Annotated in this window: 23 protein-coding genes; 6 read left to right on the forward strand and 17 right to left on the reverse strand. The window is 42.4% G+C overall.

The features are described from left to right. Nucleotides 1–113: 113 nt before the first annotated feature. The 16 genes from katE2 to malK form a co-directional block, all read right to left on the reverse strand. Nucleotides 114–1550: a catalase KatE2 gene (gene katE2 / locus B853_RS21190; RefSeq protein WP_038885479.1), complete on the reverse strand. Its 1437-nt coding sequence runs from the start codon at nt 1548–1550 to the stop codon at nt 114–116. 295 nt (nt 1551–1845) lie between these two features. Then, nucleotides 1846–2463, reverse strand: a complete 618-nt coding sequence (locus tag B853_RS21195) for a glutathione S-transferase family protein (RefSeq protein ID WP_038885478.1) — start codon at nt 2461–2463, stop codon at nt 1846–1848. A gap of 14 nt (nt 2464–2477) precedes the next feature. After that, entirely contained in the window at nt 2478–3509 is a 1032-nt protein-coding gene (locus tag B853_RS21200) for an NADP-dependent oxidoreductase (RefSeq protein WP_038885477.1), read from the reverse strand. A 102-nt stretch (nt 3510–3611) separates the two neighbouring features. Further along, nucleotides 3612–4199, reverse strand: coding sequence for a TetR/AcrR family transcriptional regulator (locus B853_RS21205; RefSeq protein ID WP_038885476.1), 588 nt, complete (start codon nt 4197–4199; stop codon nt 3612–3614). Nucleotides 4200–4249: 50 nt separating this feature from the next. Continuing rightward, nucleotides 4250–4570 carry a N(4)-acetylcytidine aminohydrolase gene (gene yqfB / locus B853_RS21210; RefSeq protein WP_005432046.1) on the reverse strand — a complete coding sequence of 107 codons (321 nt, stop codon included), beginning with the start codon at nt 4568–4570 and terminating at the stop codon, nt 4250–4252. A gap of 150 nt (nt 4571–4720) precedes the next feature. Then, entirely contained in the window at nt 4721–5110 is a 390-nt protein-coding gene (locus B853_RS26590) for a hypothetical protein (RefSeq protein WP_038885475.1), read from the reverse strand. 5 nt (nt 5111–5115) lie between these two features. After that, nucleotides 5116–6414: a lipopolysaccharide biosynthesis protein gene (locus tag B853_RS21220; RefSeq protein ID WP_038885474.1), complete on the reverse strand. Its 1299-nt coding sequence runs from the start codon at nt 6412–6414 to the stop codon at nt 5116–5118. Between the two features lie 2 nt (nt 6415–6416). Next, complete coding sequence (locus tag B853_RS21225; protein ID WP_038885472.1) at nt 6417–7448, reverse strand: glycosyltransferase; 1032 nt, start codon at nt 7446–7448, stop codon at nt 6417–6419. Continuing rightward, nucleotides 7448–8278 carry a putative capsular polysaccharide synthesis family protein gene (locus B853_RS21230; RefSeq protein WP_038885470.1) on the reverse strand — a complete coding sequence of 277 codons (831 nt, stop codon included), beginning with the start codon at nt 8276–8278 and terminating at the stop codon, nt 7448–7450. The genes B853_RS21225 and B853_RS21230 overlap by 1 nt, the downstream gene beginning before the upstream one ends. Nucleotides 8279–8308: 30 nt before the next feature. Next, nucleotides 8309–9520 (reverse strand): O-antigen ligase family protein, encoded by a 1212-nt coding sequence (locus B853_RS21235; protein WP_038885469.1) that lies wholly within the window; start codon nt 9518–9520, stop codon nt 8309–8311. Continuing rightward, nucleotides 9486–10532 carry a glycosyltransferase gene (locus B853_RS21240; RefSeq protein ID WP_038885468.1) on the reverse strand — a complete coding sequence of 349 codons (1047 nt, stop codon included), beginning with the start codon at nt 10530–10532 and terminating at the stop codon, nt 9486–9488. The genes B853_RS21235 and B853_RS21240 overlap by 35 nt, the downstream gene beginning before the upstream one ends. 19 nt (nt 10533–10551) lie before the next feature. Further along, entirely contained in the window at nt 10552–12735 is a 2184-nt protein-coding gene (locus tag B853_RS21245) for a GumC family protein (protein ID WP_038885467.1), read from the reverse strand. Between the two features lie 16 nt (nt 12736–12751). Continuing rightward, nucleotides 12752–13279: a polysaccharide biosynthesis/export family protein gene (locus tag B853_RS21250; RefSeq protein ID WP_038885466.1), complete on the reverse strand. Its 528-nt coding sequence runs from the start codon at nt 13277–13279 to the stop codon at nt 12752–12754. A gap of 15 nt (nt 13280–13294) precedes the next feature. Beyond that, a complete protein-coding gene (locus B853_RS21255) occupies nt 13295–14503 on the reverse strand; it encodes an outer membrane beta-barrel protein (RefSeq protein ID WP_038885465.1) in 1209 nt (402 codons plus the stop codon). Further along, on the reverse strand, nt 14493–15893 hold the full coding sequence (locus B853_RS21260; RefSeq protein WP_038885463.1) for an undecaprenyl-phosphate glucose phosphotransferase: 1401 nt from the start codon (nt 15891–15893) through the stop codon (nt 14493–14495). The genes B853_RS21255 and B853_RS21260 overlap by 11 nt, the downstream gene beginning before the upstream one ends. A gap of 419 nt (nt 15894–16312) precedes the next feature. Beyond that, complete coding sequence (gene malK, locus B853_RS21265) at nt 16313–17431, reverse strand: maltose/maltodextrin ABC transporter ATP-binding protein MalK (protein WP_010452716.1); 1119 nt, start codon at nt 17429–17431, stop codon at nt 16313–16315. A 667-nt stretch (nt 17432–18098) separates the two neighbouring features. On the opposite strand from malK, the gene malE reads away from it, so the two are divergent. The 3 genes from malE to malG all read left to right on the forward strand — a co-directional run bounded on the left by malE (nt 18099) and on the right by malG (nt 21832). After that, the gene (gene malE / locus B853_RS21275; RefSeq protein ID WP_010452714.1) at nt 18099–19277 is read left to right on the forward strand and encodes a maltose/maltodextrin ABC transporter substrate-binding protein MalE; all 1179 of its coding nucleotides are present in this window, start codon (nt 18099–18101) and stop codon (nt 19275–19277) included. Between the two features lie 77 nt (nt 19278–19354). Further along, complete coding sequence (malF, locus tag B853_RS21280) at nt 19355–20929, forward strand: maltose ABC transporter permease MalF (protein ID WP_038885462.1); 1575 nt, start codon at nt 19355–19357, stop codon at nt 20927–20929. A 12-nt stretch (nt 20930–20941) separates the two neighbouring features. Continuing rightward, a complete protein-coding gene (malG, locus tag B853_RS21285; RefSeq protein ID WP_010452709.1) occupies nt 20942–21832 on the forward strand; it encodes a maltose ABC transporter permease MalG in 891 nt (296 codons plus the stop codon). A gap of 775 nt (nt 21833–22607) precedes the next feature. On the opposite strand, the gene B853_RS21295 is transcribed toward malG, so the two are convergent. Further along, nucleotides 22608–23093 (reverse strand): acyl-CoA thioesterase, encoded by a 486-nt coding sequence (locus B853_RS21295; protein WP_038885461.1) that lies wholly within the window; start codon nt 23091–23093, stop codon nt 22608–22610. A gap of 150 nt (nt 23094–23243) precedes the next feature. Here B853_RS21295 and B853_RS21300 point away from each other — a divergent pair, with 150 nt between their 5' ends. From B853_RS21300 to B853_RS21310, 3 genes are read left to right on the forward strand one after another with little or no spacing between them, the layout of a single operon-like run. Then, nucleotides 23244–23936, forward strand: coding sequence for a TnsA endonuclease N-terminal domain-containing protein (locus B853_RS21300; protein ID WP_050568976.1), 693 nt, complete (start codon nt 23244–23246; stop codon nt 23934–23936). Further along, nucleotides 23929–25755: a Mu transposase C-terminal domain-containing protein gene (locus tag B853_RS21305; protein WP_038885460.1), complete on the forward strand. Its 1827-nt coding sequence runs from the start codon at nt 23929–23931 to the stop codon at nt 25753–25755. Before B853_RS21300 ends, B853_RS21305 begins: the two co-directional genes overlap by 8 nt. A 14-nt stretch (nt 25756–25769) precedes the next feature. Beyond that, complete coding sequence (locus B853_RS21310; RefSeq protein WP_128827007.1) at nt 25770–26762, forward strand: TniB family NTP-binding protein; 993 nt, start codon at nt 25770–25772, stop codon at nt 26760–26762. The last annotated feature ends 29 nt before the right edge of the window (nt 26763–26791 follow it).

Genomic DNA, 26791 nt, shown 5'->3' on the forward strand with positions numbered 1-26791 from the left:
CTCCTTGAGCATGGTTTTTGATTAGTGATTAATGATTTGAAATCAGGAGGTGCTGTAGGGCACCTCCTTTTTTATGTCTTTTAATCACACAGTGTGATGATTACAGCGTTCGCTTACTTGTTTAAGCCTAGTGCAATCTCAAGACCTTTGCCGTACGCTTCGTCCGCTTGGTATGCGTGTTGAACGTGGCGCTGTTGGATGAACTCTGGCACACCGTCCATTGCGCGAGCTGTGTTGTCGAACAGAGTTTGACGTTGCTCTTCGTTCATCAGACGGAATAGGTCACCCGCTTGGCTGAAGTAGTCTTCGTCTACACGGTGATCGTAGTGATCAGCGTTGCCATTGATGCGTAGAGGTGGCTCAGAGTAATCTGGTTGCTCTGCCCATTCCTGTTTGTAGTTTGGCTCGTAACCTAGTGTTGAACCAAAGTTGCCATCAACGCGCATTGCGCCATCGCGGTGATAGCTGTGAACAGGGCAACGAGGTGCGTTCACTGGGATTTGATGATGGTTCACACCTAGACGGTAACGCTGTGCATCGCCGTAAGCGAACAGACGACCTTGTAGCATCTTATCTGGAGAGAAGCCGATACCAGGTACTACTGCTGCTGGGTTGAATGCTGATTGCTCAACTTCTGCGTAGAAGTTTTCTGGGTTACGGTTCAGTTCGAACTCACCAACTGGGATCAGTGGGTAATCTTTCTGAGACCATACTTTTGTTAGGTCGAATGGGTTGAAGTTGACTTCATCCGCTTCTAGTTCCGGCATGATCTGTACGTACATCTTCCATTTAGGGAAGTCTTGACGCTCAATTGCCTCGTAAAGGTCACGGTGGTGGCTTTCGCGGTCTTTACCTACGATCGCTTCAGCTTCTTGGTCAGTGAGGTTTTTGATGCCTTGCTGAGTTTTGAAGTGGAATTTCACCCAGTAACGCTCGTTTTCTGCGTTGATGAAGCTGAATGTGTGGCTACCAAAACCATGCATATGACGGTAAGACGCTGGGATACCACGGTCACTCATTACGATAGTCACTTGGTGGAATGCTTCTGGTAGTGATGTCCAGAAGTCCCAGTTGTTGGTAGAGCTACGCATGTTAGTGCGAGGGTCGCGTTTTACTGCGTGGTTTAGGTCTGGGAATTTTAGTGGGTCACGTAGGAAGAATACTGGTGTGTTGTTACCAACCAAGTCCCAGTTACCTTCTTCAGTGTAGAATTTTAGTGCGAAACCACGGATGTCGCGTTCTGCGTCTGCTGCGCCGCGCTCACCAGCAACAGTAGTGAAGCGAGCGAATAGTTCGGTTTTTTTACCGATATCAGAGAAGATCTTAGCGCGAGTGTATTTTGTGATGTCGTGCGTTACTGTGAACGTACCGTAAGCGCCAGAACCTTTCGCGTGCATACGACGCTCTGGGATCACTTCACGATCAAAATGTGCTAGTTTTTCAAGGAACCAAACGTCTTGTAGTAGTTGAGGGCCACGAGGACCAGCAGTCATAACGTTTTGGTTATGGGCGACAGGGCAACCTGCTGCTGTAGTCAGTTTTTTGCTCATTTGAGTTTCCTTGCAATATAGTGATTATTTATCGACTTTTCGGCAACTGCTCGAAAGTTATGCGAGGAGAATAGCGCTGCAACTGAGAATAAAAAAACTGTTATTAGCAATCAGTGTGATAGGTATCACCTATGCTTTAAGTGGTTGTTAATTAATGTCTTTGTGTCAATTAACATTATTTATCGTATGGATTAAAGATAACTTCTAACTGTGGTCTGTGTGAATAATTCCTGCCTATTTTAAATCGTTCAAAATAGGCAGAAATTCTCAATGGTTTGAGAAGGCCTCAACTCGATTAACCGAATTTCACCTCAAGTTCTTCTGCTTTAGTAAACGCGGGATGCGTAGCGAGCTGTGCGCCATAACGTTGGATGTTAGGGAAACGCTCAATAACACCAAACTTGTTCAGGACATCGACGACAAACGACATCATGAAATCAGCGCCAGTTAGGCGTTCTTCAACAAAGTAGCTTTTCCCCTCTAAGCTTTGATCAACGTAACCCATGACTTTCATGGTTTCCGCATCAGCGTAGTCCGCAAGGAAATTGGTCTGTGCACCATCTTTGGCAACAAACATCTTAAACAGCAGGGGAACCATGGCTGAGCTCTCTGCAAAGTGCATCCATTGAATGTATTGCGTGTAAGCTTTGCTACCACGTTCTGGTGCAAAACGCCCGTCCGCGTACTTTTCAATTAAGTATTCAGTGATTGCACCCGACTCTGTAACGATCTCCTCGCCATCTTCCAATACAGGTGACTTGCCGAGTGGATGAATGCTCTTGAGCTCAGGTGGAGCAAGGAAGGTGACTCTGTCACGAAGATAAGGCACGATCTCATAATCTACCCCCAATTCTTCTAACAACCAAATGATGCGTTTTGAGCGAGACTGATTTAAATGATGCAGTTTAATCATAGAAGAATCCTTTCTTATACAGGTTGATTGGTTTGAATAACAAGCTTGCCGAAGTTTTTGCCTTGCAGAAGACCGATGAATGCCTCTGGCGCGTTTTCTAAACCTTCTACTAGATGTTCGCGATAGTGGATTTTGCCTTCTGCTAGCCATTGGCTTACATCTTTGACGAAGTTTGTGTAGCTTTGCTCGTAGTGGTCAAAAATGATGAAGCCTTGCATCTTGATGCGTTTAACCAGAATGTTACCCATCAGCATCGACATACGATCTGGACCTTCTGGTAATGCTGTCGCGTTGTATTGAGAAATCAAACCACAAAGTGGCACGCGAGCGCCGACATTTAGCAGAGGTAACACGGCATCAAAGACTTTTCCGCCTACGTTTTCGAAGTAGACATCGATGCCTTTGTCACATGTTGCTGCTAGTTGCTCTGCGAAGTCATCTGCAGTGTGATCAAGACATTCATCAAAGCCTAGAGTCTCTTTTGCATACTGGCACTTCTCTGCACCGCCTGCGACACCGATTACGCGACAACCTTTTAGCTTACCGATTTGACCAACCATAGAGCCCACCGCACCAGTTGCAGCTGCGACAACTAGGGTATCGCCAGCTTTAGGCTGACCAATTTCCAATAAACCCACATAAGCGGTAAAGCCAGGCATACCAAGCACACCAAGGGCATAAGACGGATGCGTCGGTTCACTGCCTAATTTAAACAGACCTTCGCCGTCAGATAGCGCGTAATCTTGCCAGCCTGTGTAAGCCACAACCCATTCGCCAGTTTGGAAATCAGAGTTCTTCGATTCCACCACCTGACAAACTGTCCCGCCAACCATCACCTCGTTTAGCTCTACAGGATCTGCGTAGGATTTGCCTTCATTCATACGGCCGCGCATATATGGGTCAAGAGACAGATACACGCTGCGCAAAAGCACTTCACCTTCACTCGGAGTAGGGATGGCAGTGTGTTCTAAACGGAAGTTCTCTGGGACTGGCGAACCTTTTGGACGGTTAGCCAATACGATTTGACGGTTAAGCGTTTGGGTCATGGTAAGTTCCTATATTAATTATTAGACCAGTCGTCTAGTTTTGATTCCTAAAAAATCCGCCGTACTTTTTGGGTAAAGATAAGGCGGATTAAGTGTGGTTCGTTATTTGCCTTTTAGCATACTTTGAGTGCTCTCAAAGCTACGCATTAAACCGGAACGATCCTGATACAATTTGTTGAGTAAGCTTGCACCAATCCATTGATGGTAAATCAAGTGGGCAGTCTGCTCTGCTGACTCAACTTGGATAGAGCCGTCTTCAATGCCCGCTTGGACACAATCTTCGATGGTTTTCACCACGCGAGTGGCACCCGAAGCCAATTTTACGCGCATCGCTTCTGACAGATCAGAGACTTCTGCACTCAACTTCACCACTAAGCATTTATTGGCGTTACATTGGCCATTTTCAATCGCCATCCAGCGCTCAAAGTAGCTCAAAAGGCGGTCGCAACCAGAGCCTTCACTTTCAGTAAAGTGGGCTGTGATCATCTTAAGGTAGCGAGAGAAGTAATCTTCAATCAATGCCTCACCAAATTGCTCTTTCGACTTAAAGTAATGGTAGAAAGAGCCTTTCGGCACATCCGCTGCCTTTAACAGTTCGGAGAGCCCAACACTGGTAAAACCTTTGGTCACTACCAATTGGTAGCTGACATCGAGAATGTGTTGGCGTGTATCGTTCGTTTTTACGTTCATGAGCAATACTATAAAAGCGATTAGACCAGTCGTCTAGTAATTTATGGTTCTTACTTGATCAGCTCGTACTCAATGACATACAGCTCATCGATGTTCGGGTAGATCTCGCGAATAAGCTCTTTCAGTTTTGGCAGTTCAATCGCTTCTTGTTCTGCGTGGAACTCGTTGATGTCATCAAACTTCAGTGGTGCAACTGATAGGATTTTGATGTCACATACTTTGCGGTCTGTTTCTAGGGTAAATACTTCCACTTCGGTGTTTGGCACGTAGTGGCTTTCTGATTCATCACGAATCGTGATCGTCTTTTTACCTGCAGTGATAAGTGGCGTTAGGAATTCAAAGAACGTGATTTTAGTTGGATGTGAAGACATAACCGATGCTCATATTAATGTAATAGGGCGAGAGTATATCTCGCCCTTTAAGAAAAATATCCAAAAAAGTGCTCACCAAAGACGCCTATGTTGAGTTGTTATTTCGAGGCATGTAGTTTGTCGCTTTAGAGTGTGAGTGCGCTGAAAATATTATTGTTTGACAATGAGTTTCATAAGTTTTGCACAGAAATAACCTAATATAATCCAGATCCAGTTAGTGCTTAAGTCATCAAAACTAAAAGAGCGAGTTGCAATAAATAGTTGGCTGAACTCCTCTAAGGAGACAATGAGCAGTAAAAGGATTAGGAGCCGAATCCCAAAAAGGTCATGGCCTGCCGTACGAGCGAGAGCCGGAAAACTGAATACGGAGGTGAGTCCAATTAAGAAGCTAAACAGGGCATGAAATGTAACGGATCCTCCAAAAAAGTTCTCGAAGTGAAGGTATTCTGGATGATAAAAGCTTGAACTCTTCCATGTGGTGAGAGACAAGGCGATGAGAATGACAATGATAAAAATGATTCGTGAAATCGAGAGGTACATATTTTTTAGCCTATGGGTGAAAATCCAAGCCTCACTCTGACGTAGTAAAGGGATAGCAGATTTTGCAGTGTCATACTAATCGTCATTGCCCACGCGGAACCGATTACACCATAAAGATAGGTGAGGAAAACAAGCGAAAGTATGAGAACAAATGATGAAGTGAAGGAGATTTTTCTTACTGTTTCTTCAAATCCTGTCATCAGTAAGAGACAGCCTGTTGAGCCAGTAGCCGCATTAACCATTTGCCCTAGCGTGAGTATTTTTAAGATAGACGCTGCTGAGGCAAATTCGTCACCATACAATCGCATGATGTACTCAGAATAGAAGAGTAAAGCTAGCACAGGCAGTATCGATGCGATTAGACTTAATCGGCAAGATACCTGACTCAATTTTTTGAGTTTGTTGAGCTCTTTTTGTTGATAAAAAGAAGCAAATTTCGGTGCAAATACAAAGTTAATTGTGACTAGTATAAAACCGACAACAAGTGATGTTCTTTGAGCTGTTGCTAGTAAGCCCAGTTCACTTGATGTCACTAACGTCGCTGCTAGCGGAAGGCTAAGCCACTGTGTAGAGTGTAGGACAACATTCCCTGCCCATATTTTCCGTGCAGACCTAGTCAATGCTCCGTTGCGTGCTGGCTTTATCGAAGTAAGAGCACCGGATTTGATTCCAAAAATGGTGGAGAGTATCGCCACTACTGCAATTACTGTTAGCAGAACTGCCATAAGCTCATCGCTACTTAATGGTCTTTTTAGCGGTATGCTGATTAGCACTAATACTATTAAGCTGTTAATTCCAAGTTGAAATGAAAACAACGATGAAAACAGCTTGTTCTGTGCCTGCAAGGCGCGACTAATAAGCTGGCTGAAAGCGACCAGTGGTACACCGCAAAGCATCATTATAAAGGCCAATTCTGGTATCGTTGTTTGCAGCATAAACAATCGAAAAGCCATGAACGATAAGCTGCAAAGAACGATACAGAAGACCAGACTATTTTGTAGAGCTACGTGAAGATTTTGACATTGCTGTGTTCTGTGTTGGTGACTATGAGCAATTGCATTCGTTTTCAGTAAGGCATGGTCATATCCGAGCTGACCAACGATAGATAGAAAAAACAACAGGTTGAACATAAGGAAAAATTCACCTGTGGTTTGAGCATTTGAAATATGCGCCACCAAAATGGTTAGTGAAATAGCGCAAGCTGAGCTAACCACTCTCAACGCTCCAGCAATTGCCAGCGAGCTGAATAACCTATCTTTGTAGCGGCTATATTCTTTTAGATAACTAAAGGCTCTAATTTGCATTGCTACCCGTAGATGTTAACGAGTGCGAGGCGTTGATTATTTTCACTGAAAGAATGATTGACCTCCTGTGAATAACGCTTGAAATCTATCTCATCATAATTATTTATACAGTGAGCGATTTGCTTAGCCATTTCGACGGATGTTTTAGCCAAAAATGGGTAATTGAGATTTTCGGTTGCCCCTATAGAGCGGATTACCATTGGGACGTGCAGTTTGGATGCTTCAAGGATCGTTAATGGCATCCCCTCCCAAGCAGCAGTGTGTAAATATAAATCGGATTCTTTTAGCCGAATCATTACTTCATCACGAGGCAGCATACCAGTGACATTTATACCGCATTTTTTCATCGCCGCTTCTAGCTCATTGTCTCCTCCACCAATCCAATTAATGGTGTACTTCCTAGCTACCGGTAGATGTTTTAGCTCTGTAAGAGTATCAATCAGAAATTGAGGATCTTTTTGGGGTGCTACGCGACCTAGTATTGTGATTTTTACGGTATCTGTATCGATAGAAGGGGAACTAGCAATATCGGTATACGTCACGAAGTTGTTTAACAGCTCTGACTTTTTGGCTCCTAGCTGTAATGCCAAATCACATTCACGCTGACTGCAACCTGCAACAACATCGATACGCCGAATCAAGAGTTTTTCTAGAGTCCGATAAACCGCTCTTTCAAGAGGAGTAATGTCTTTACGTTCAAATGAGTAGCAGTGTGGCGTGTAGACAAGCTGCGCTTTACCTAAACGTAGGAAACGACCAAGAAATCCAGCCTTGCTTGAGTGCAAATGAACAATGTCGGGCTGAACTTGATCGATAAACCTATTTGCATCCATCATAAATTGGAGGACATTACCTTGACTCCATTGAACGTGACTAAAACCGTCTTCGCCTCCTTCTCTAGTCATATCTTCTTGGCGAGCACGGGCAAAGAGAAAATGTTGGTATGGCTCGGCTCGAGAAGATTGAAGATAACTATAAAGTGCGGTTTGCACTCCGCCACCAAATGCTTCTGTTATGTGGAGAATCTTTTTCATTATCGAGTGCCTTCCATCGCCGTTAACCACTTATTCTTAAATTGTTCTATTTCCTGAGCGGAGTAGAGGTGGCGATAAAGAGGAAGATCGTACATATAAAATAGTTTTGAGAAGTCATACCTTTTCTTAAAGTATGTATATATGTTTGAATACCATTTGTTTTTGGCTTCATTACTGTTTGTTAATTCAAAGTCTTCTATCTGAAGAAAATCAGATAATTCATTATTCAGACTTGATAGTGATTCGCACTTAACTAATAGAACATCCCGATTGTTGTGGGTGAATCGGAAAGATGGCTGTGAACAGTCCGTCTCTTCGGTGAAGATATCTATGTTGAAATTTCTCTTTAGTTCATTATCGAACCAATTTGAAAAGTAGCTTTTATTAATGTGATTATCAAAGCAATGTTCGAGGTGAAGATAAGTTTCATTCATATCCCTATGGATAGATTCGTTCTTTTTTCCTTCGATAAATTGTATATGTAAATCTTGAAAGAAACGTGACAAGACCGTAGCAACAGGATCTCTAACCAATGTGATTATTTTTAAGTTATCTCTTTTTTGAAGCAAGTGCCTGCGGTGCTTAAGAACCATACGGTAAGCAAATCTCTTGGTCGGCTCAAAAAACTTTTTGACATCATGGGTATTGTGATACATGTGAAACTCTTCATGATCATCAAATGTATGGATATGGTAACTAGGGATATTGTTTAAGTTTAATGAGTGCTCGATCGAAGACGACCCAACTTTGCCCATTTGATAAACAAGTACAAAATTTTCATCATTAAGATATTTGTTTTTTTCTAATTGTCGACGAATAGAATACTTCATTAATTCTTCCTTGATTTTTAAATAGTAATCTCATTCAGAGATTGCAGTAAATTTGCTTTGAAATACATGTGAGTGTTCGCTCATGGCTACCGGTATCAAAAGCAGTAAAATAATGGTTGTATTAACAGCAACAAAAAAGACCATTATTAAGGCATAGACAGAAAGTAGTACCGTTGATCTGTTTTTATCTAGTGTTCTCAATCCTTTTAAAATGAAAGATAAATAACCTCCAAATAACAGAACAATACCAATCACACCATACTCAATAGATGTGTCGAGTATAAAATTATGGGTATAAATAGCGAGTTGATCGTAGGTAAAGTAATTGATCATATAAGAAGGAAGCATTTTTGCACCGACGCCAAGCATAATATTATTCATCAAAATGTCAGTGCCATTAACTAACAATAGTTTTCTATGTAAGTTAGATACCCAGCGGGCCTCACTTTGATTAGCAAAAACGATGTCTTCTCGGGTAATTTCTAGTAGCTCTGACAACTGCTCTGAACCGAAGTAAAGGAAAAAAGACCAGCAGGCCAAAGCGATTAAAAGAAAGGTTGATATGAGCAAAACAAAGTGCAAGTTGCTTGACCGTTTATTTAGCTCTTTTTGTAATATCACTTGATCAAAAGTGACCATGCAGAAAAATGCGAGTAGTGCTTTTCGCTCTTGGGAAAGAATCAGCATAGCAAAGGCACATAGCATCATAACTTTGAACCAAGGCACATGGTTGCGATAGATGTAAAGTAGGGCACAGAGAGCACCGAATGCATACTTACTGGTTCCGAGTAACTTAAAGCCAGATTGGTATCCTTGTATGAAGTGCCATGCTGCGACAACGAAGCAAATCAAAAACAGCCATTGAATAAAGCAAATGATGGTGAGTTTGTCTTCAAAGCACTTGTAAGCATAGAGAACACTGAGCAGGCTTAAGATAGCTAGCCATTGAATTACCTCTGTTATTACAAACCTAGCAGGCACTTGATTTAATAAACCATTAAGCCCGATATAGGCAATGAAGCAGAGTATAAAGCCAAAAAATGGGTGATAGAGCTTTGTGGCTTTCCCTTCAAGAATAATAAGTAATGAGAGGCCAAGTGAAGCAAGACTGGCGATATCGGAGAGCGCCAGTTTTACGCCAAACATTGATACTTTTACGGGGATAAAAAATAAAGCCAGGATCAACGCAGCCAAATAACTATATGACTTACTTCTCGGGACATAGTTGAGCGTAGGCTGCATAATATCCCTCCCGAAACTTATCGATAGTATATAGGCTGGCTCGTTCTACGGAGTAACGGCTCGCCTCGTTATATGTGTCGGTATCATTGGTGATGGTAAGAATTTTATCTGCAAGTAAAGTGGGCGATCCTGTAGGGAAAAGGTAGCGTGAGTCGCCAATTACTTCATCGAGCCCTGGAACATCAGAGCCCAATACGGGCAATCCACTTGCCATCGCTTCAACAGAGGCTAGGCCAAACCCCTCTACCAAAGATGACTGGACGTAGACGTCCAAACTATTTAAAAAATTCGGTATATCAGAGATAACACCATACCAGTGTACTCGCTGCTCTATTCCTAACGATGTAGCAAGTGCTTGCAACTCTTCTTGTTTAGGGCCTCCACCTGCCAAATGTAGCTCATAATTCTGCGGCAAAGATTGCATGGCCCGTAATAAAGACTCGTGATCCTTATAGTTATGTAGGCGGCCAGCCATGCCTATTTTGAACACTTTATCTTTAGCAAAATCGCTGCGGATTTTCGGCTGCATTGTAAATTTACTTAACTCAACACCATTGTAAACGACGCTATATTTGCTTTGGTATCGGGGCATGAACCTAATGAGCTCTTCTTGAACTCGACCCGTAATGCAAATGGTCATGTCGAAACTTTTATACAACCAATACTCCATAAATTTGAGCATTGGGTAGTCTCTTCTGCGATTTGTCGTGTTGTGCTCGGTCTGTAACCTTTTTTTCCCAATGGCGAGTAGGGCTAGATAGATAGAAGGATAGAGGTGACCATGGACTAGGTCTGGCCAACGCAGTAGGTTCCACTTTTGTTGAAAAGTTAGGGATTTCCAACTTAGGTATTCAACCCCACACTCTTTTAGCTCCGCCTGATACTCATTTTCATCTGAAAGGATTAAAACCTTGATCTCGAAATGCGGGTCATAGTGCGATACGAGGTCTATTAGGAATCGTTGCGCTCCACCATTTTTTGATAAGTCATTAATAATATGTAAAATTTTCATGTAAACGGTTCCCGTATAATTACTGGTATGCGTATCGTTTTATATATTGTGTTTCACCAATATCGAATTGAGCCTGAGTAATTAACGAGCCTAAGATAGGAATTGAGTGGTTAAACTGCTTTGAAAGGGCGAATTTAACCAGTGAAACTTTGGTTGATTCATAGCGAATGACAGTAACCAAACCATCTGCGATTTTGCCTAAAATGAGCGCGTCCGAGACAGACAGAAGCGGCGGAGTATCAATGATAATTCGATCATATTTAGTCGAAAGCTGCTCTATCAGGGATTTAAATTGAGGTGAAGATAGAAGCTCTTGTGGGTTTGGTGCATGGAGACCTGCTGGTAATACATCTAGTTCTGTATCATCTATATGATAAATACAGTCTGATAATGGGATCCCCATGGTTAGGTGGTGTGTTAAGCCTATGCTATCTTCTGGTAGCTCAAAGCGTTTGGCTACCGAAGGCCTTCTTAGGTCACAATCAATGATGATTACCTTTTCCATCGATGAAAGTGACATCGCCATACTGATGGCGGTCGACGTTTTTCCTTCTTTCGGAATAGCAGATGTGAAAGGGATGACCTGCTGTTTCTTGTTCACCATTTTAAGTAGTAAGGAAGTACGAACTGAGCGACAAGCTTCCCTGAACAGCGTCTCTTTCTCATGATTATATGCGAGGTGATCAATACCGTTTTTACGCAATTTAAACTGTTTAACTTTAGGTATTGAGCCTAAGCAAATCACCCCCAGTTTTTCTTCTACTTCCTGCGGTGTTCTTACTACATTTCTCAGTGTTTCAATGATAACGGCTAACACGCAGGCAATGATGAATCCAAATATTGATGCGATAGCCACCAATTTGATGCGCTTTGGAGCCACGGGTAGCAGAGGGATGATCGCTTGATCGGTAAATCGAGCGGTTACATTCTTATAGTCGCTAGTTGCGGTTGTCTCTTTTTGGCGGCTCAAGAATGTTTCATACAGGTTTTTGTTGGTTTCGACTTCTCTTTTTAGTTGGTCGTATTTTGCTTTTTGTTTCCCAAGGGATTGGAAATCAGACTTTTTGTTATTTAGTTCCGTTCGCAGGAGGTTTTCCTGAGCCTGTGCTGCCAATAAGTCTTGTTGCTTACTCATGGACAGTTCTTGGATCAACTGACGTACTCGACTTTGAATAGACTTAAGCTGTGCTGTTGCTTGAATCATTTTGTCGTGTTTGGGCCCATATCGCTGTGAAAGCTCAGACAGCGACTTTTGAACTTGAGCCTCAGAGTGTTTTAAATCTCTAATTTGCGCGTGGTTTGCAAATTCATTGATGGATAATAAGCTATCCAGGTTTTGTGATGATTTACTCTGCAGTAGCTCGATGAGAGTTTGTGCCTCAATTCGCTTATTAACGGCAATGTTTAGCTTCTTATTGAGCTCTTCTAGCTCGTTAGCGTAGATATCATCGATACCATTGATATCGATCAGACCTTCTTGAAGAAGGTAATTTTGTAATGCTAATTCTGATGCGCGCAAACGGTCTTCTAGCTTGCTAGCGTTGTTTGTTAGCCAAGAAGCCGCGTTCTGTGTCACGACTAACTTGGCTTCAAAATTAGATTCGATATAGGCCTGTCCTATAGCGTTGGCGATATCGGTAGCTAGCTGTGGGTCAGTTGAGCGAAAGTGTATTTTTACGAGCTGTGTATTTCGTATTGGTTCAATATCTAGCTTGCGCTTATATGAATGGAGTGCCTGGTAAAACGTGTTTGTGTATTGTGACGTTTCTTTAGGGTTTGGTGATACATTCAAGGCCTGCTGAACAAATGGTATCGATTTAAGCTGATTAAACAGCTTTTTGACTTTGCTTGTTCCAGTAAACTCTGGGTGGCGAGTGAGCTCAAACTCATTGATGATCTTTTCAGCAATATGGTTGGATTTCAGTATTACAATTTGAGTTTGGAAATACTCTTTTTGCGTGGTGTCTACACCATAGACTTCTTCAATGGAGAGAGCACTTTTTTGCTGCTCTTGTATAAGCAGAGTAGCTGTCGCTTGATAAACGGACTTTTTTGAGTAGATGTGCCATGTGCAGGCTAAAGAAAAGATCAGTGTAAATAGTGCGATACTAAACCAGTGCTTTTTTAGTGTTTGCCAATGCAGGCTAAAGCGAATGAGTTCAGCGGTATTTGATTGAGGGCTTGTCATGTGAGTTCCATTCATTGGTGTTGCCTGCGAATTAAAAAAAGCTTTGATCGATAAATAAAATGTCGCCTGGCTTAACTGCTCTTGTCATCTTCGCTTTCTCTATAGTTTTTCCTGTAGAGTGCTGCGTTAGGTGAATTTTCGTTCGTGAGGCTCGATCGGTTAATCCTCCTGCAAGCGCGATGGCTTTCTCGATGGTCAATCCAGGTTGATATGCAAAACCTCCTGGTTTTCTTACCTCGCCGTTGACAAAAAATAGGCGAAAACTTGTGATGGTAACCATGACTTTAGGGGTGACCAAATAGTCGCCTTTTAAGCCTGCCTCAAGTTCCTCCTTTAGTTGTTTGGGTGTCTTTTGTATCGCTTTGATACGGCCTAAATAGGGGTAGTCAAAGTAGCCGTCAGAAGTAATCAGAATGCGTTCGATGGACAGGTCTTGCTCACCGTAGACTTGAATCGAAATAGTATCTCCCGTATCAAGAACATAGTTTTGCTCGATAGTTTCGGCTAGTGCGGGGGTGAGTATGAGGCTGAAAAATAAGATAAAAATAGTTCTGAACATGTTGTTCCATCCTTGCTACAGGGAAAGGTTAAAAGCGAGAGACCACAGATTTTGGTCATAACTATAACCAGCCCAGTTAGACTCTTTTTCTATGAATTTCCATTGGCCACTAACACTAAGCCAGCGTCTAAACTGGTAATCGACTCCTACCTTCAATGTGTATGAGTCTTCTTCCCTGTCGACTCCGGTATAGTCTTCATTGAGGTAGGAAGTAGAAAAGTCGCTTTTAAGGTAACTGTTCCAATTGTGTTCAATCGTCAAATGAACGCGGGTTTGTAGGTTGTAGTCGCCATATAGATCTGGATTGATTGCCGCTTGTTTGGTTGATAGGCTGACTAAAGTTTGATTTTGTGGTGCCCACTCTGCACCGATATCCCAACTAAGGCCGGTAAAGTCTTCTCTCTGCACTGAATCAAAGTGTTTGTCTTGTACACCTATGCGTGCAACCCCCGTTGTTTTTCCGGAAATCGCCCAACTTACACCAGTAAAATACGTTGAAGATAAACCGTCACGAGAGATTTGGTTTGGATTAGGTGTTATGTAGGTTGTTTTCTTTTGTTCGGTACCAATCAACCAATAAGTATCTGCGGCCATTCTCATATAGAACTCAGCTGTCATTGAAGGCGACCGAAAGTCGTTGTACTTAGCTTTTTTAGTTAGTGAAAATGGTAGGTTTTCACGGTAGTTGGTATAGCGTTTATCAAAGTAGTTGATGCCTAGCTCGATGTTTCCACGTGCGCCGTTGGCGCCAAATCGATATTTGGTGTTCAACTGATGAGTTTGAAAATAAACAAGGTCGGGAAGTGTGTCACCTTGTCCTTCAGTCAAACCTTCACCACGATTCTCATGTTTGCGTTGATACTGGTATCGCACATTAAATCGGTTTCTATGATTGAACTCGAAATGGTTTAACCATCTAACGGTATGATCATTGAAGTCGTTACTTTCATCGGAAGAGATCCCCGAATCCAACTTATAGCTAAGTAAGCTTTTGTATAAGTTGCGTTCAATTGCGATATCGATACTTGGAATAGCGGAATAAACCGATACGGCAGGAGAATGGTTTTTCTCGATCCTAGCGATGTTGTCATTGTACTCGTAGTCCAACGTTAGTTTAGGAGTGAGCTCTATTCCTGATTCCGTCGTGTACGACATCGGCTCACCTTTTAGGTTGTAAGACACCAGTAAAGAAATCATGGCGAGAGCAAGTGATTTAATACGCATTTGAGCCAGTAAATCCTTTGAAAATAGTCATAAAGATAATTTTGATGTCCATCCATACTGACCAGTGATGGATATAATCTAGGTCGAATTCAACTCGCTTTTCCATTTTGTCTAGGGTGTCCGTTTCTCCACGGTATCCGTTAATTTGCGCCCATCCTGTAATACCTGGTTTAACCTTGTGGCGAAGCATGTAGCGGTCAACGATCTGACGATACTCTTCATTGTGTGCTACCGCATGTGGACGCGGGCCAACGATAGACATAGTGCCCTGCAGTACGTTGATAAACTGAGGTAATTCATCAAGCGAAGTGCGGCGTAAAAATCCTCCAAATGGTGTAATTCTAGGGTCGTTTTTTGTTGCTTGTTTTACGTCACCACCTTGTTCCATGGTGGTCATGGAGCGAAACTTCCAAACGGCGATTTTGCGGCCATCTAACCCATATCGGTCTTGCTTGAAAATAACGGGTCCTTTTGACGTCAGCTTTATCCCTAAAGCGATAGCGAGTAGAACAGGAGAAATAAGCAGTAAGATGAGACTCGATAGCACTATGTCTTCTACTCGTTTTACCCACGTCGCAAAGCCAGAAAACGGTGTATCAAAAACACTTAATGTTTGTACGTCACCAATTTGATCCCAACGTGAATGAAGTAAGTTGTAGGTGAAAAAATCGGGAATGAGATAGGTGTTCGCCGTTGTGTCAGAAAACTGATTTAAGAAAGTCGTAATGCGTTCGTTTGCATGCATTGGCATCGCGATATAGACGTAATCAACCTCACCTTTTTTAGCACGCTCAAGAGCACTGGCTACGTCACCTTTAATTGGATAGTTCGGCGTTTTAGGAAGACGATCCGGTGTGCGTTCATCATAGAATCCATCGAATACGACGCCGTGCTCGCCATGTTTTTTCAGTTCTTGCGCTAGTGTCAGCCCGTGAGGTGTTTGTCCGACAATAATTGCGGTGCGAGTATTGTATCCCTGTTTACGTAGGTAAGAGAGCAAGCTTCGCACAATCAGTCTCCATGAAATTAAGAAGATTGGTGTTGATAGAACCCAGCTTGTGATGAGTGATTTATTGAACAGTGTATAAGTTTGCGAGTAATAAACAACGATGAACAAGAAAGCACAGCTAACAAACCAAGAAATACAAACGATAAAGACTTGCTCTTTAAACGAACTGGTACGCCACGAGCGATAGAGCTTGCCGCTCTCGGCTAATACCAAAAATGAAAGGCTCGCTACGCCAGATAGGATGATAGAGTCTTTTGCGACAGTTTGAGGGCCTGTGATGAGAAATACCATCATAAGAGAAATAATGACGAATAAGTCTGCAACTCTATATAGAAAGGCGAATTCCATTTCATGAGAGCGTATCAAACCTTTGTGTTTCATAAGCTAATTCCTTTTTACGCATGCTACCGCCCTTGAGTTTCGTCTCTCAAAATCCGTGATTTATAGGGTGGTTTAGAAGGGCTAGTTCGGCTTGTTACTAAGTGCCACAACTAAGGGTGGCGGAGCTGAATAGCGCAAAATAGTGTAGAAATTCACACTCTTTCGTTAAGTGGAAATAAGCATGAAATTTCGCTTTGAGCTGAATTCAGTTGAGTTAAGAAAAAAATGGTACTTTTGGAAAGTTGAGTGGAAAAAGTGGTAGAGGAAGGACTTTGCATTAAAGACTAAGGTTTACTGTTACTTATTTAATCTCACAACAAAGTAGAGAGTCTAAGTTAGCGATTGTGGTTAATTGGTTTGAAAATAAAAAATCCCTCTCGAATGAGAGGGATTGGTAGCAAGCAAAGGTGATTGAATTCTTATTCTACGTCGATGCCATTTTCTTTGTATAGGCGTCGGCATGCACGACCATCACTATGGAAAAGGTGACAGCGATGAGCTGGGATACCAATTTCAAGTTTATCACCAGTTTCCACTGGTAATGTGTCAGGTTGACGGTAGATAACGTCTGCGTCTGCGCCTTCAAGGTTTAGGTAAACCTGAGTTTCGTTACCTAGCTTCTCTACAATCATTACCTCACCGTGAATGGTTGCGTCAGACTCAGATGCTGAAAGTAGATGCTCAGGACGAACACCTAGAGACATACGATCACCACGGTTTACAGTTGTACCGTCTACTGGGATCCAGAATGACACGCCATTCGAAAGCTGTACTTTCACGCGCTCCGCTTCTACTTCATCAATGAACACACTCATGAAGTTCATTTTTGGTGAGCCGATAAAGCCCGCTACAAAACGGTTTTGTGGGTAGTGGTATAGCTCTAGAGGCTTACCGACCTGAGAAACGTAACCACCATCCAGTACTACAATCTTATCTGCCATTGTCATTGCTTCTACCTGATCGTGAGTTACGTAGATCATGGTACAGCCTAGCTGGCGTTGTAGTTTTGTTATTTGAGCACGCATATTTACACGTAATGCTGCATCAAGGTTAGAAAGTGGTTCATCAAGAAGGAATACGTTTGGTTGAGAAACCAAGGTACGACCAATTGCAACGCGTTGACGTTGACCACCAGATAGCGCTTTTGGTTGACGCTCTAGTAGGTGACCAAGTTGAAGGATTTCTGCCGCGTGCTCAACTCGTTTGTCGATTTCTGCTTTGTCTGCTTTTGCCAGCTTAAGACCAAATGACATGTTGTCATATAAGTTCAGGTGTGGGTAAAGAGCGTAAGACTGGAATACCATACCAACACCACGTTGTGATGGTTCTATGTCATTCATGCGCTGGTCACCAATATACAAGTCACCTGAAGTAATGTCTTCAAGACCGGCAATACAACGTAACAGGGTAGATTTACCACAACCTGATGGGCCTACGAAGACAACGAATTCACCTTCGTTGATCTCTAGGTCTACGTTTTTAGAAATCAGTACGTCGCCATACGCTTTACAAACATTTTTTAACGTGACACTCGCCATGTAGCTCGTCCTCGATCAATTTTTATTATTCACCGCTCATCATTATATGAATTATCTAGCGAGCAGTAACAGTAGGAATTGGTAAGTAATTAATGGAGGTAAGAAAACAGGGTAGCGCTCATGTAAAACTCTTAACGAGCGCTACCCACCAAGGCCAAGTACGAGTTTCTCTCCCCCACATTATTCGTGTTGTCTCCCCCGTGAAATAATTACCACAAACAACACCAATAATGACATTCCACTCGTATGGCAATGCAAAACCAGCAAATCTTGTAACCTATAGGGTAGGTACTGCTGGGAAAGGGTTCTTACCATCCACTCTTGGATGACTGCAGTTTCTAAGATTCTGTTCACTGATACATCCTCCCAATAGAAATAATTGCAGGGGGAGTAGGCAGGGAGGAGTGAAAAAGGAGGAGTAGAGAGCAAGTTGGGCGGATATCACATTATTGCGTGACCCAAAGGTGAATTCGATCACAAGAAGTGCTCATTTTGTGATTTGGGTCGCTAACCCTTGGCGATTCAGATCACGAAAATACGTCATAATTACAAGGGCGTAGGGATTAGGAGGATGAGACATATTGGATAATTTCAGATGATATATGTCGAAATACGGCTGAACCTCAATGGACTAGCCCTACATCAAAAATATAAAAAGGATACGAACATGAAAAAATTAAGCGCTCTAGCACTAGGTACTCTTGTTGCTTTGGGTTCTTTTGGTGCTAATGCTGCCATCGAAGAAGGACAACTAACAATCTGGATCAACGGCGATAAAGGCTACAACGGTCTAGCAGAAGTTGGTAAAAAGTTTGAAGAAGACACTGGTATTAAAGTAACAGTGGCTCACCCAGATGGCCTTCAAGACCGATTCCCTCAGACAGCGGCTACCGGTGATGGTCCTGATATCGTATTCTGGGCTCACGACCGTTTCGGTGGTTATGCAGAAGCAGGTCTACTTGCTGAGATCAAACCTTCGAAAGAAATCCAAGAAGGCATCGTTGATTTTGCATGGGATGCAGTACGTTACGATGGCAAACTAATTGGCTACCCAGTAGCGGTTGAGTCTCTATCTCTAATCTACAACAAAGACCTTGTTCCAAACCCACCTAAAACATGGGAAGAAGTTGCAGCACTAGATGCAAAACTTAAGAAAGAAGGCAAGTCTGCAATCATGTGGAACCTAAAAGAACCGTACTTCACATGGCCACTAATGGCTGCTGACGGCGGTTACGCGTTTAAATACACGTCTGAAGGCTACGATGTGAAAGACGCTGGTATTGCGAAAGAAGGCGTGAAAGACGCAATGAACTTCGTTAAAGGTTTAGTTGACAGCAAAGTTATCTCTCCAGATATGGACTACTCAGTATCTGAATCAGCGTTCAACCAAGGTACTGCTGCGATGACTATCAACGGTCCATGGTCTTGGGGCAACATCGAGAAATCTGGCATCAACTATGGCGTAACAACTCTTCCTAAGTTCCAAGGTCAGTCTTCTAAGCCATTCGTTGGTGTTCTAACTGCTGGTATCAGCACTGCATCACCTAACCGTGACCTAGCGGTAGAGTTCATCGAGAACTACCTACTGACTAACGATGGTCTACGTATGGTTAACAACGACAAGCCACTAGGCGCAGTAGCACTTAACTCATTCCAGCGTGAACTAGATTCAGATGCACGTATCGCGGCAACAATGGATAACGCGATGAACGGCGAAATCATGCCTAACATCCCACAAATGAACGCATTCTGGGGTGCAGCTAAGAACGCGATCATCAACGTTGTAGACGGTCGTCAAACTGTAGATGCTGCTCTAGCAGATGCAGAAAAACAAATGACAAAATAATTCAGTAATACCTTTTAAGGAGGAGGCAACTCCTCCTTACTTTTCTATATTTATTCTATATCGCTAGCAGGTTCCCTATGCAGTCAGTTCAAGGTACAGATGCTATGACAGCACCAGATGCAAACCTTCCGAGCAGCAAAAAAGTGTTTATCAAGTGGGCACTATTAGGCTCAATCGGTTTTATAAATGGTTACGCTACTATTCTAATGTATTCTCGTGGTGAGATTGCGTTTGCACTGCTTACGCTCATTCTTACTGCATTGGCGTTGTATATCTTTGGTAGTAAAAAGACCTACGCCCACCGTTATATCTATCCGGGTATTGCCGGAATGATTCTGTTTATCCTTTTCCCATTGGCGTACACCGTTGGTTTGTCGTTTACCAACTACAGCGCGAAAAACCAACTCTCGCTGGAACGTGCTCAAAGCGTCCTATTAGACAGAACTTATCAGAGTGGCGACAGCTACCCATTTACCCTTTATAAAACTGAACAAGGTCACCAGATCGTAGTTGAAAAAGGTGGTGAGCTACTTGCTACGCCAAGTTTTCAGCTTAAAGGTATGTCAGTCTCAGATCTTGATTTGACGCCAGTGACAGAGATTAGCGGTGAGAAAGAAACGATCAAAACGATCGTGAAAAACCGTAGTGCACTGAGCAGCGTCGATCTGCATTTGCCTAGTGGTGATGATATCCGTATGAGTGGCTTACGTAAGTTCGCTGCTGTGGTACCACTGTTCACACTACAGGAAGATGGTCAGTCACTGTACAACAATAAATCAGGTGAAACTCTACTGCCTAACATGGAAGTGGGTTACTACCAGCCAGTCGATGAAAGCGGTCAATTTGTCGGTAATACTGTTTCGCCAGGTTTCATCGTAACGATTGGTTCACACAACTTTGAACGTGTATGGAAAGATGATGGCATCAAAGAGCCGTTCATCAGTATCTTCATCTGGACGGTTTTGTTCTCTGCACTATCAGTATTGTTTACTCTGATTATCGGCTTGGTATTAGCGAGTGTTGTTCAATGGGAAGAACTGAAAGGTCGTTCCATCTACCGCTTGCTGCTTATCTTGCCTTACGCCGTACCAGCGTTTATCTCTATCCTGATCTTCAAAGGTTTGTTTAACCAAAGCTTTGGTGAGATCAACATGTTGCTTGAAGGCTTGTTTGGTATCAGCCCAGCGTGGTTCTCTGACCCATTCATGGCAAAAACCATGATCTTAATTGTGAACACCTGGCTAGGTTTCCCTTACATGATGATCTTGTGTATGGGCCTACTAAAAGCGATACCTGAAGACTTGTATGAAGCTTCGGCAATTGATGGTGCTAACTTTGTTTCTAACTTTACGCGTATCACGCTGCCGATGATGATCAAGCCGCTAACGCCGCTCCTGATTGCCAGCTTCGCGTTTAACTTCAACAACTTTGTACTGATTGCATTGTTGACAGGTGGTGGTCCGAACATGATCGGTACTTCAGAACCTGCGGGTTACACCGACTTATTGGTTAGCTACACATACCGTATCGCCTTTGAAGGTGCGGGCGGTCAGGACTTTGGTCTGGCAAGTGCAGTAGCAACGCTTATCTTCCTGTTGGTTGGCGCACTAGCACTTATCAACCTGCGTGTAACTAAAGTAGCTCAAGATTAAGGAGACATCACAATGGCAATGGTACAAGGTAAGTCATTAAAGTATCGTGTATGGGCTACGCACGCCGCAATGTGGGCGTTCTTAGCACTGATTATTTTCCCTTTATTAATGGTCATCGCTATCTCATTCCGTGAAGGTAACTTCGCAACGGGTAGCCTGATCCCAGATAACCCAACGCTGGACCACTGGAAACTGGCCTTAGGTATTGCTGTTACCAATGCGGATGGCACGGTGACACCACCGCCGTTCCCAGTTCTAACTTGGTTGTGGAACTCAGTTAAGGTTGGCGGCATTTCTTCAATCTTGATTGTGGCACTGTCTACTACGTCGGCATACGCATTTGCTCGTATGAAGTTCAAGGGCAAGAACACCATCCTGCAAGCGATGATGATCTTCCAAATGTTCCCGGCTGTATTGGCATTGGTGGCATTGTACGCGCTGTTTGACAAGCTTGGACAATACATTCCGTTCCTTGGCCTGAATACGCATGGTGGTTTGATCTTTGCCTACCTTGGTGGTATCGCACTACACGTATGGACAATCAAAGGTTACTTCGAGAGCATTGACTCTTCACTAGAAGAAGCTGCGGCATTGGACGGTGCGACACCATGGCAAGCGTTCCGCCTGGTACTACTACCACTGTCTGTGCCAATCCTAGCGGTAGTGTTCATCTTGTCATTTATTATGGTGATTGGTGAAGTTCCGGTAGCATCGTTACTGCTTTCTGATGTAGACTCATACACTCTAGCGGTTGGTATGCAGCAATACCTATACCCTCAGAACTACCTGTGGGGTGACTTTGCCGCAGCAGCAGTTCTTTCTGCAGTGCCAATCACAGTAGTATTCTTGCTTGCACAGCGCTGGTTAGTTGGTGGACTAACAGCTGGTGGTGTGAAAGGTTAATCTTAGTGGGTCGCTAAGGATTAAGAATAAAAAGAATAAGGGCGACCGCTTGGTCGCCCTTGTATTTGCTTCGATATTACGTTTTTGGTTTGGCCGCCGATCAGTAATATCAGCAATATTGGCGTTACGCATAGCTGGCTGTTAGCTCTGTTCCTTACTATGAAAATCACTAACAGTTTTTGTAACCATTGCCTGAGTTTTAGCTCGGGCATTTTTATATCTATAAATCGTTTGGTTAGTCAGGTGAGATTAGCCGTTTTGCAAAGGATTACACAGCACGGTTAGAACGCTGTGCGTCGCACTTCACATAAATAGTGGGAGGTTGTTCGGTTCCGTTAAGCGCGAGGAGAAAGTTAAAACTCTCTGCTGGATGGCGCGCACCCTACGTATTGAAGCAATGTATATATGCTTGTTTGTTGCAATGCGACGCGACGGAATAGATCGGCAAAAGTAGCATCACCTCCAAAGCAAGTTTGGATGTAATGGTTTATTTCATCATCGTTATACCCTTCGACATACATGGTTCTTACCCATTGATACTCTACGGCTTTAAGATTAGTAAGAGTGGTTTCACTGAGAGTTGTAATTATTTTCAAGGCTTAAGCTCAAGCTTCCTGACAGTGCAGAGATTTAAGCAAAATAAAGTGAAAGAAATATGACAGTGGAAAGGGAAGGGAACTGAGCTGAGCCCTCAAAATGAAGCCATAAAGAAAGAAAACCTTGAGAGCTAAGGAGCGAGTATGCTTAGGAAGTTATCGCTCCACACTAAAACACTCTATTTGAGATACTTGACGTGAGCTTCCATCTCCTCGCCAATTTCTTTGCGCATGTTCATAAGGCGTATTGCCGACTGCTCTAGAGCTTTGTCTTCAGCTGATTCAGGTATCCATTTAGGTACGTCAGTAGGTTTTCCATTCTCATCTACCGCAACCATGATAACGATACAATGCGTAGTGAGGCGGTTTTTAAGTTCTTTAGGATCGCTAGCCTGTACATCAATCGCGATATGCATTGAACTGCGACCGGTATAAATAACCTTTGCACTTACCTCTACCAAGTTCCCAACATGAATCGGAGCAACGAAACGAATACCACCCGCGTAAGCAGTTATACAGTATTTACCACTCCAAGCCGCGCTACATGCGTAAGCGGCTAAGTCGATCCATTTCATCACGGCGCCACCGTGTACTTTCCCACCGAAGTTAACGTCTCCCGGCTCAGCAAGAAAACGAAGGGTAATGTCTCTTTGACCACTGCTCATCTGTCATTCCTTTGTGCGTTGTTGTTGATACAACCATAAAATGATATTTACAACCATAAAGTGATATTTATCACAACCATAAATTGATATTGCCTATTCTTTGTCTAAACTTATGTAAGTTTACGACAATTTCATGAAAAGGCGATTTTTATGCTCTGTCAATATGATAGTTTTTCTGAAGATATTACATTAGCGTTAGATAATGCTTTTCATAATCCTGCCCGGAAGTTGACTAAGTCTCGAGGTAAAAACATACATCGCTATGCTAGTGCCAAGATGGGTAAAAGGGTTACTGTTGAGTCAGCTTTAGAGTGTGATGCCTGTTATCACTTCGATTTTGAAAAAGACATTATTCGGTTTTGCTCTCAACCAATTAGATATTCATATTACTATAATGGCAAATGGCATACGTATGTGCCTGATTTCCTTGTACAGTTTGATACTGGTGAATATGTTCTATACGAAATAAAGCCCGATGATATAGCATCTTCACCCGATTTTCTTGATGAGTGGAGCGCAAAGCAACAGGCTGCAGAGGAAATGGGTTTGGAACTGGAGTTGGTTGAAGAGAAGCAGATAAGAAACAAGACATTGTTAAAGAATCTTAAGCTGATGTATAGGTATGCCTCAAGAGATTGCTTAACTGATACACACAATTTGGTATTAAATATTCTCAGGGACAACGGCCCACAGTCGGCACAACATTTGATTCACAAGGCGGGCTTGACAAGGCGAGCAATTATGCCAGTACTTTGCAACTTGTTATCACGAAATTTGTTGGAAACCGAATTAGATTCTCCATTATCCCTTAAATCCGAATTCAAAGTAAATTGCTATGCCTAAAAAATCATTTAGTAATTTTAATAGGAAAGCAAAGCTAGAAGTTTCAGACTATCAAGAAGATCTGGTCGATATTGATAGTTCTTTAAATGATGCTTTAGCAGAGGACATCACATATAAAGACTTGACAGCTTTTCCTGATAAAGTTGCGAATGAAATTTCTTACCGGTTAAAGGTTCTTAAGTATTTAGGAAAAGAGTGTGACAAGATTACTCCTAAAACCATTGAACCACATCGGGTCGAATTGCAAAGGTGCAATGACAAAAAAATCCCTAGTGCTATTACAATTTATAGGTGGTGGCTAAATTTTAGTCAGTCAGATTTTAATCCTACATGTCTAGCGCCTGATTTCAAAGGCCGAGGTAATAGAGAACCCAAAGTGCCAAAAATCGTTGACGCGCTGATGGAACAAGCTGTCGAGGGAGTTATCTCAGGTAAAAAAATTAATATTAGCTCAGCTTATCGTCGTGTTCGTAGGAAAGTTCGACAGTACAACGTGAAGAACGGGACTAAACACAAGTACCCAAAGTATGAGTCACTAAGGAAAAGAGTCAACAAAAAGACCCCATTTGAAATTTTGTCTGCAAAAAAAGGGGTACGGGTAGCTAAACGAGAGTTTCGTAAGATGGGCAAAAAAATTCTTACGTCTTATGCCCTCGAAAGGGTGGAGGTGGATCATACTGTTTTGGACGTGTTCGTTGTACATGAAGAATATCGAATCCCTCTAGGAAGACCTTATCTCACACAGTTGGTCGATTGCTATAGTAAAGCTGTGGTTGGCTTTTATCTAGGATTTGAGCCACCGAGTTATGTTTCAGTTTCTTTAGCTTTAAAAAATGCGATACAGCGGAAAGACTCATTGTTGTCATCATACCCTTCTGTCAAAAATGAATGGTTGTGCTATGGGATTATGGATTTATTAGTTACTGATAACGGCAAAGAGTTTCTGTCAAAAGCATTTGATGCCGCGTGCGAGACTTTATTGATAACCGTCCATCAAAATAAAGTGGAAACTCCAGATAACAAACCACACGTCGAACGCAATTATGGAACCGTCAATACTAATGTGTTAGATGATTTACCAGGGAAAGCATTTAGTCACTACATCCAGAGAGAAGGGTATGATTCAATTGGTGAAGCAACATTGACACTGAGTGAATTGAAAGAGGTATATCTTATTTGGTTAGTAGATAAATATCATAGAAAACCCAACCAAAGAGGCACTAACTGCCCAAATGTGGCCTGGAAAAGAGGATGTGAGGAATGGGAACCAGAAGAGTTTACTGGTACAGCAGCCGAACTAGACTTCAAATTCGCAATATTAGATAAAAAGAAACTGAATAAGTCTGGAATAACCGTCTATGTTGATTTGACGTACACTAGCGACCGTTTGGCTGAATATAGAGGACGTAAAGGAAATCATGTAGTTACATTTAAGTATAATCCCGAGTGTATGGGGCATATTTGGGTGTTAGATGAAGATGCCAATGAGTACTTTACAGTACCTGCTATTGATTACGAATACGCGAGTTCTATTTCTTTATGGCAGCACAAATTTAATATCAAATATCAAAGAAACTTAAACTCAGCGGATTATGATGAAGATGCTGAAATTGACGCGGAAATACGAATGGAAGAAGTAGCAGAAGAATCTATAGTTAAAACCAAGAAAATTAGGAATAGGCGTCGTGGTGCTAGGTATCAAGAGAATACTGAAAGGGCAAAATCTCAGAATCAAAAATCACTTGAAAAAGCAGAACAGGGGCATCATCAAGAAGAGGACGTTTATGACGAAAATGCTTGGGGTATTGATTACTTATAAGGAAGTGATTTTATATGGACGATAGTAGGGACATTCGAATTGCTAGAGCAAAAAAAGCATTTGTTATAACTCCAAGCGTAGCTAAGGTTCTTAGGTATATGGATAGGTGCAGGGACTTTTCAGACATGGATTCCGAGCCTACTTGTATGATAGTTTATGGAGCGTCAGGAGTAGGTAAAACAACAATAATAAAAAAATATTTGAAGAAAAATGAGGGAGATTCCGATATTGATGGGGATACTATTCCAGTAGTTCATATAGAGCTGCCGGATAATGCGAAACCAGTCGATGCTGCAAGAGAATTGTTGTTGAAAATGGGGGACCCACTCGCCCTTTACGATACCGACCTGGCTAGGTTAACTAAAAGAATCGTTGAACTAATTCCAGCGTTAGGTGTTAAACTGATTATTATCGATGAGTTTCAGCATTTAGTTGAAGAATCATCAAATAAAATTCTTACGCAAGTTGGAAATTGGCTGAAAGGAATATTAAACAAGTCGAAGTGCCCAATCGTACTTTTTGGAATGCCATACTCTAAACTTGTATTGCAAGCAAACTCCCAGCTTCATGGTCGGTTCTCAATTCAATTCGATTTGCGCCCCTTCAGTTATCAAGAAGGTGAGGGAACATTCAAAACATTTTTACAGCACCTTGATGAGGCATTACCATTTGAAAAACAAGCTGGTTTGGCTAACGAGGGGCTACAGAAAAAACTATATGCGTTTTCACAAGGCAATATGCGCTCTCTTCGGGACCTTATTTATCACGCATCGATTGAAGCTATCGATAATCATCATGAGTCAATAACTAAGGATGATTTTCTTTTTGCGTCTCAGCTAACTTCCGGTAACAAGTCAACATTTTGGAAGAATCCATTCATAGAAGGCGTCAAAGTCACCAAAGATATGTTACGGTCGCCACCAAAGAGTATTGGGTGGGAAGACTACTATCAACAAAATAACAGTCGTAAAAAGAAAGGTAAAGGTCGACCGGATTTTTTTGATTAATAATCTATCTATTAATTGGTTTTCGATTG

It is taken from the genome of Vibrio rotiferianus CAIM 577 = LMG 21460 (genome assembly GCF_002741985.1).
Taxonomy (GTDB): Bacteria; Pseudomonadota; Gammaproteobacteria; order Enterobacterales; family Vibrionaceae; genus Vibrio; species Vibrio rotiferianus.

Excerpts from the sequence above, each read along its gene's own strand:
- malK (WP_010452716.1), bottom strand. The coding sequence starts at position 17,431 with ATGGCGAGTGTCACGTTAAAAAATGTTTGTAAAGCGTATGGCGACGTA.
- B853_RS21225 (WP_038885472.1), bottom strand. The coding sequence starts at position 7,448 with ATGAAAAAGATTCTCCACATAACAGAAGCATTTGGTGGCGGAGTGCAA.
- B853_RS21255 (WP_038885465.1), bottom strand. The coding sequence starts at position 14,503 with ATGCGTATTAAATCACTTGCTCTCGCCATGATTTCTTTACTGGTGTCT.
- malF (WP_038885462.1), top strand. The coding sequence starts at position 19,355 with ATGCAGTCAGTTCAAGGTACAGATGCTATGACAGCACCAGATGCAAAC.
- B853_RS21230 (WP_038885470.1), bottom strand. The coding sequence starts at position 8,278 with ATGAAGTATTCTATTCGTCGACAATTAGAAAAAAACAAATATCTTAAT.
- malG (WP_010452709.1), top strand. The coding sequence starts at position 20,942 with ATGGCAATGGTACAAGGTAAGTCATTAAAGTATCGTGTATGGGCTACG.
- B853_RS21310 (WP_128827007.1), top strand. The coding sequence starts at position 25,770 with ATGGACGATAGTAGGGACATTCGAATTGCTAGAGCAAAAAAAGCATTT.
- B853_RS21235 (WP_038885469.1), bottom strand. The coding sequence starts at position 9,520 with ATGCAGCCTACGCTCAACTATGTCCCGAGAAGTAAGTCATATAGTTAT.
- katE2 (WP_038885479.1), bottom strand. The coding sequence starts at position 1,550 with ATGAGCAAAAAACTGACTACAGCAGCAGGTTGCCCTGTCGCCCATAAC.
- B853_RS26590 (WP_038885475.1), bottom strand. The coding sequence starts at position 5,110 with ATGTACCTCTCGATTTCACGAATCATTTTTATCATTGTCATTCTCATC.
- B853_RS21295 (WP_038885461.1), bottom strand. The coding sequence starts at position 23,093 with ATGAGCAGTGGTCAAAGAGACATTACCCTTCGTTTTCTTGCTGAGCCG.
- B853_RS21245 (WP_038885467.1), bottom strand. The coding sequence starts at position 12,735 with ATGAATGGAACTCACATGACAAGCCCTCAATCAAATACCGCTGAACTC.
- B853_RS21220 (WP_038885474.1), bottom strand. The coding sequence starts at position 6,414 with ATGCAAATTAGAGCCTTTAGTTATCTAAAAGAATATAGCCGCTACAAA.
- B853_RS21250 (WP_038885466.1), bottom strand. The coding sequence starts at position 13,279 with ATGTTCAGAACTATTTTTATCTTATTTTTCAGCCTCATACTCACCCCC.
- yqfB (WP_005432046.1), bottom strand. The coding sequence starts at position 4,570 with ATGTCTTCACATCCAACTAAAATCACGTTCTTTGAATTCCTAACGCCA.
- B853_RS21200 (WP_038885477.1), bottom strand. The coding sequence starts at position 3,509 with ATGACCCAAACGCTTAACCGTCAAATCGTATTGGCTAACCGTCCAAAA.
- malE (WP_010452714.1), top strand. The coding sequence starts at position 18,099 with ATGAAAAAATTAAGCGCTCTAGCACTAGGTACTCTTGTTGCTTTGGGT.
- B853_RS21260 (WP_038885463.1), bottom strand. The coding sequence starts at position 15,893 with ATGAAACACAAAGGTTTGATACGCTCTCATGAAATGGAATTCGCCTTT.
- B853_RS21300 (WP_050568976.1), top strand. The coding sequence starts at position 23,244 with ATGCTCTGTCAATATGATAGTTTTTCTGAAGATATTACATTAGCGTTA.
- B853_RS21240 (WP_038885468.1), bottom strand. The coding sequence starts at position 10,532 with ATGAAAATTTTACATATTATTAATGACTTATCAAAAAATGGTGGAGCG.
- B853_RS21305 (WP_038885460.1), top strand. The coding sequence starts at position 23,929 with ATGCCTAAAAAATCATTTAGTAATTTTAATAGGAAAGCAAAGCTAGAA.
- B853_RS21195 (WP_038885478.1), bottom strand. The coding sequence starts at position 2,463 with ATGATTAAACTGCATCATTTAAATCAGTCTCGCTCAAAACGCATCATT.
- B853_RS21205 (WP_038885476.1), bottom strand. The coding sequence starts at position 4,199 with ATGAACGTAAAAACGAACGATACACGCCAACACATTCTCGATGTCAGC.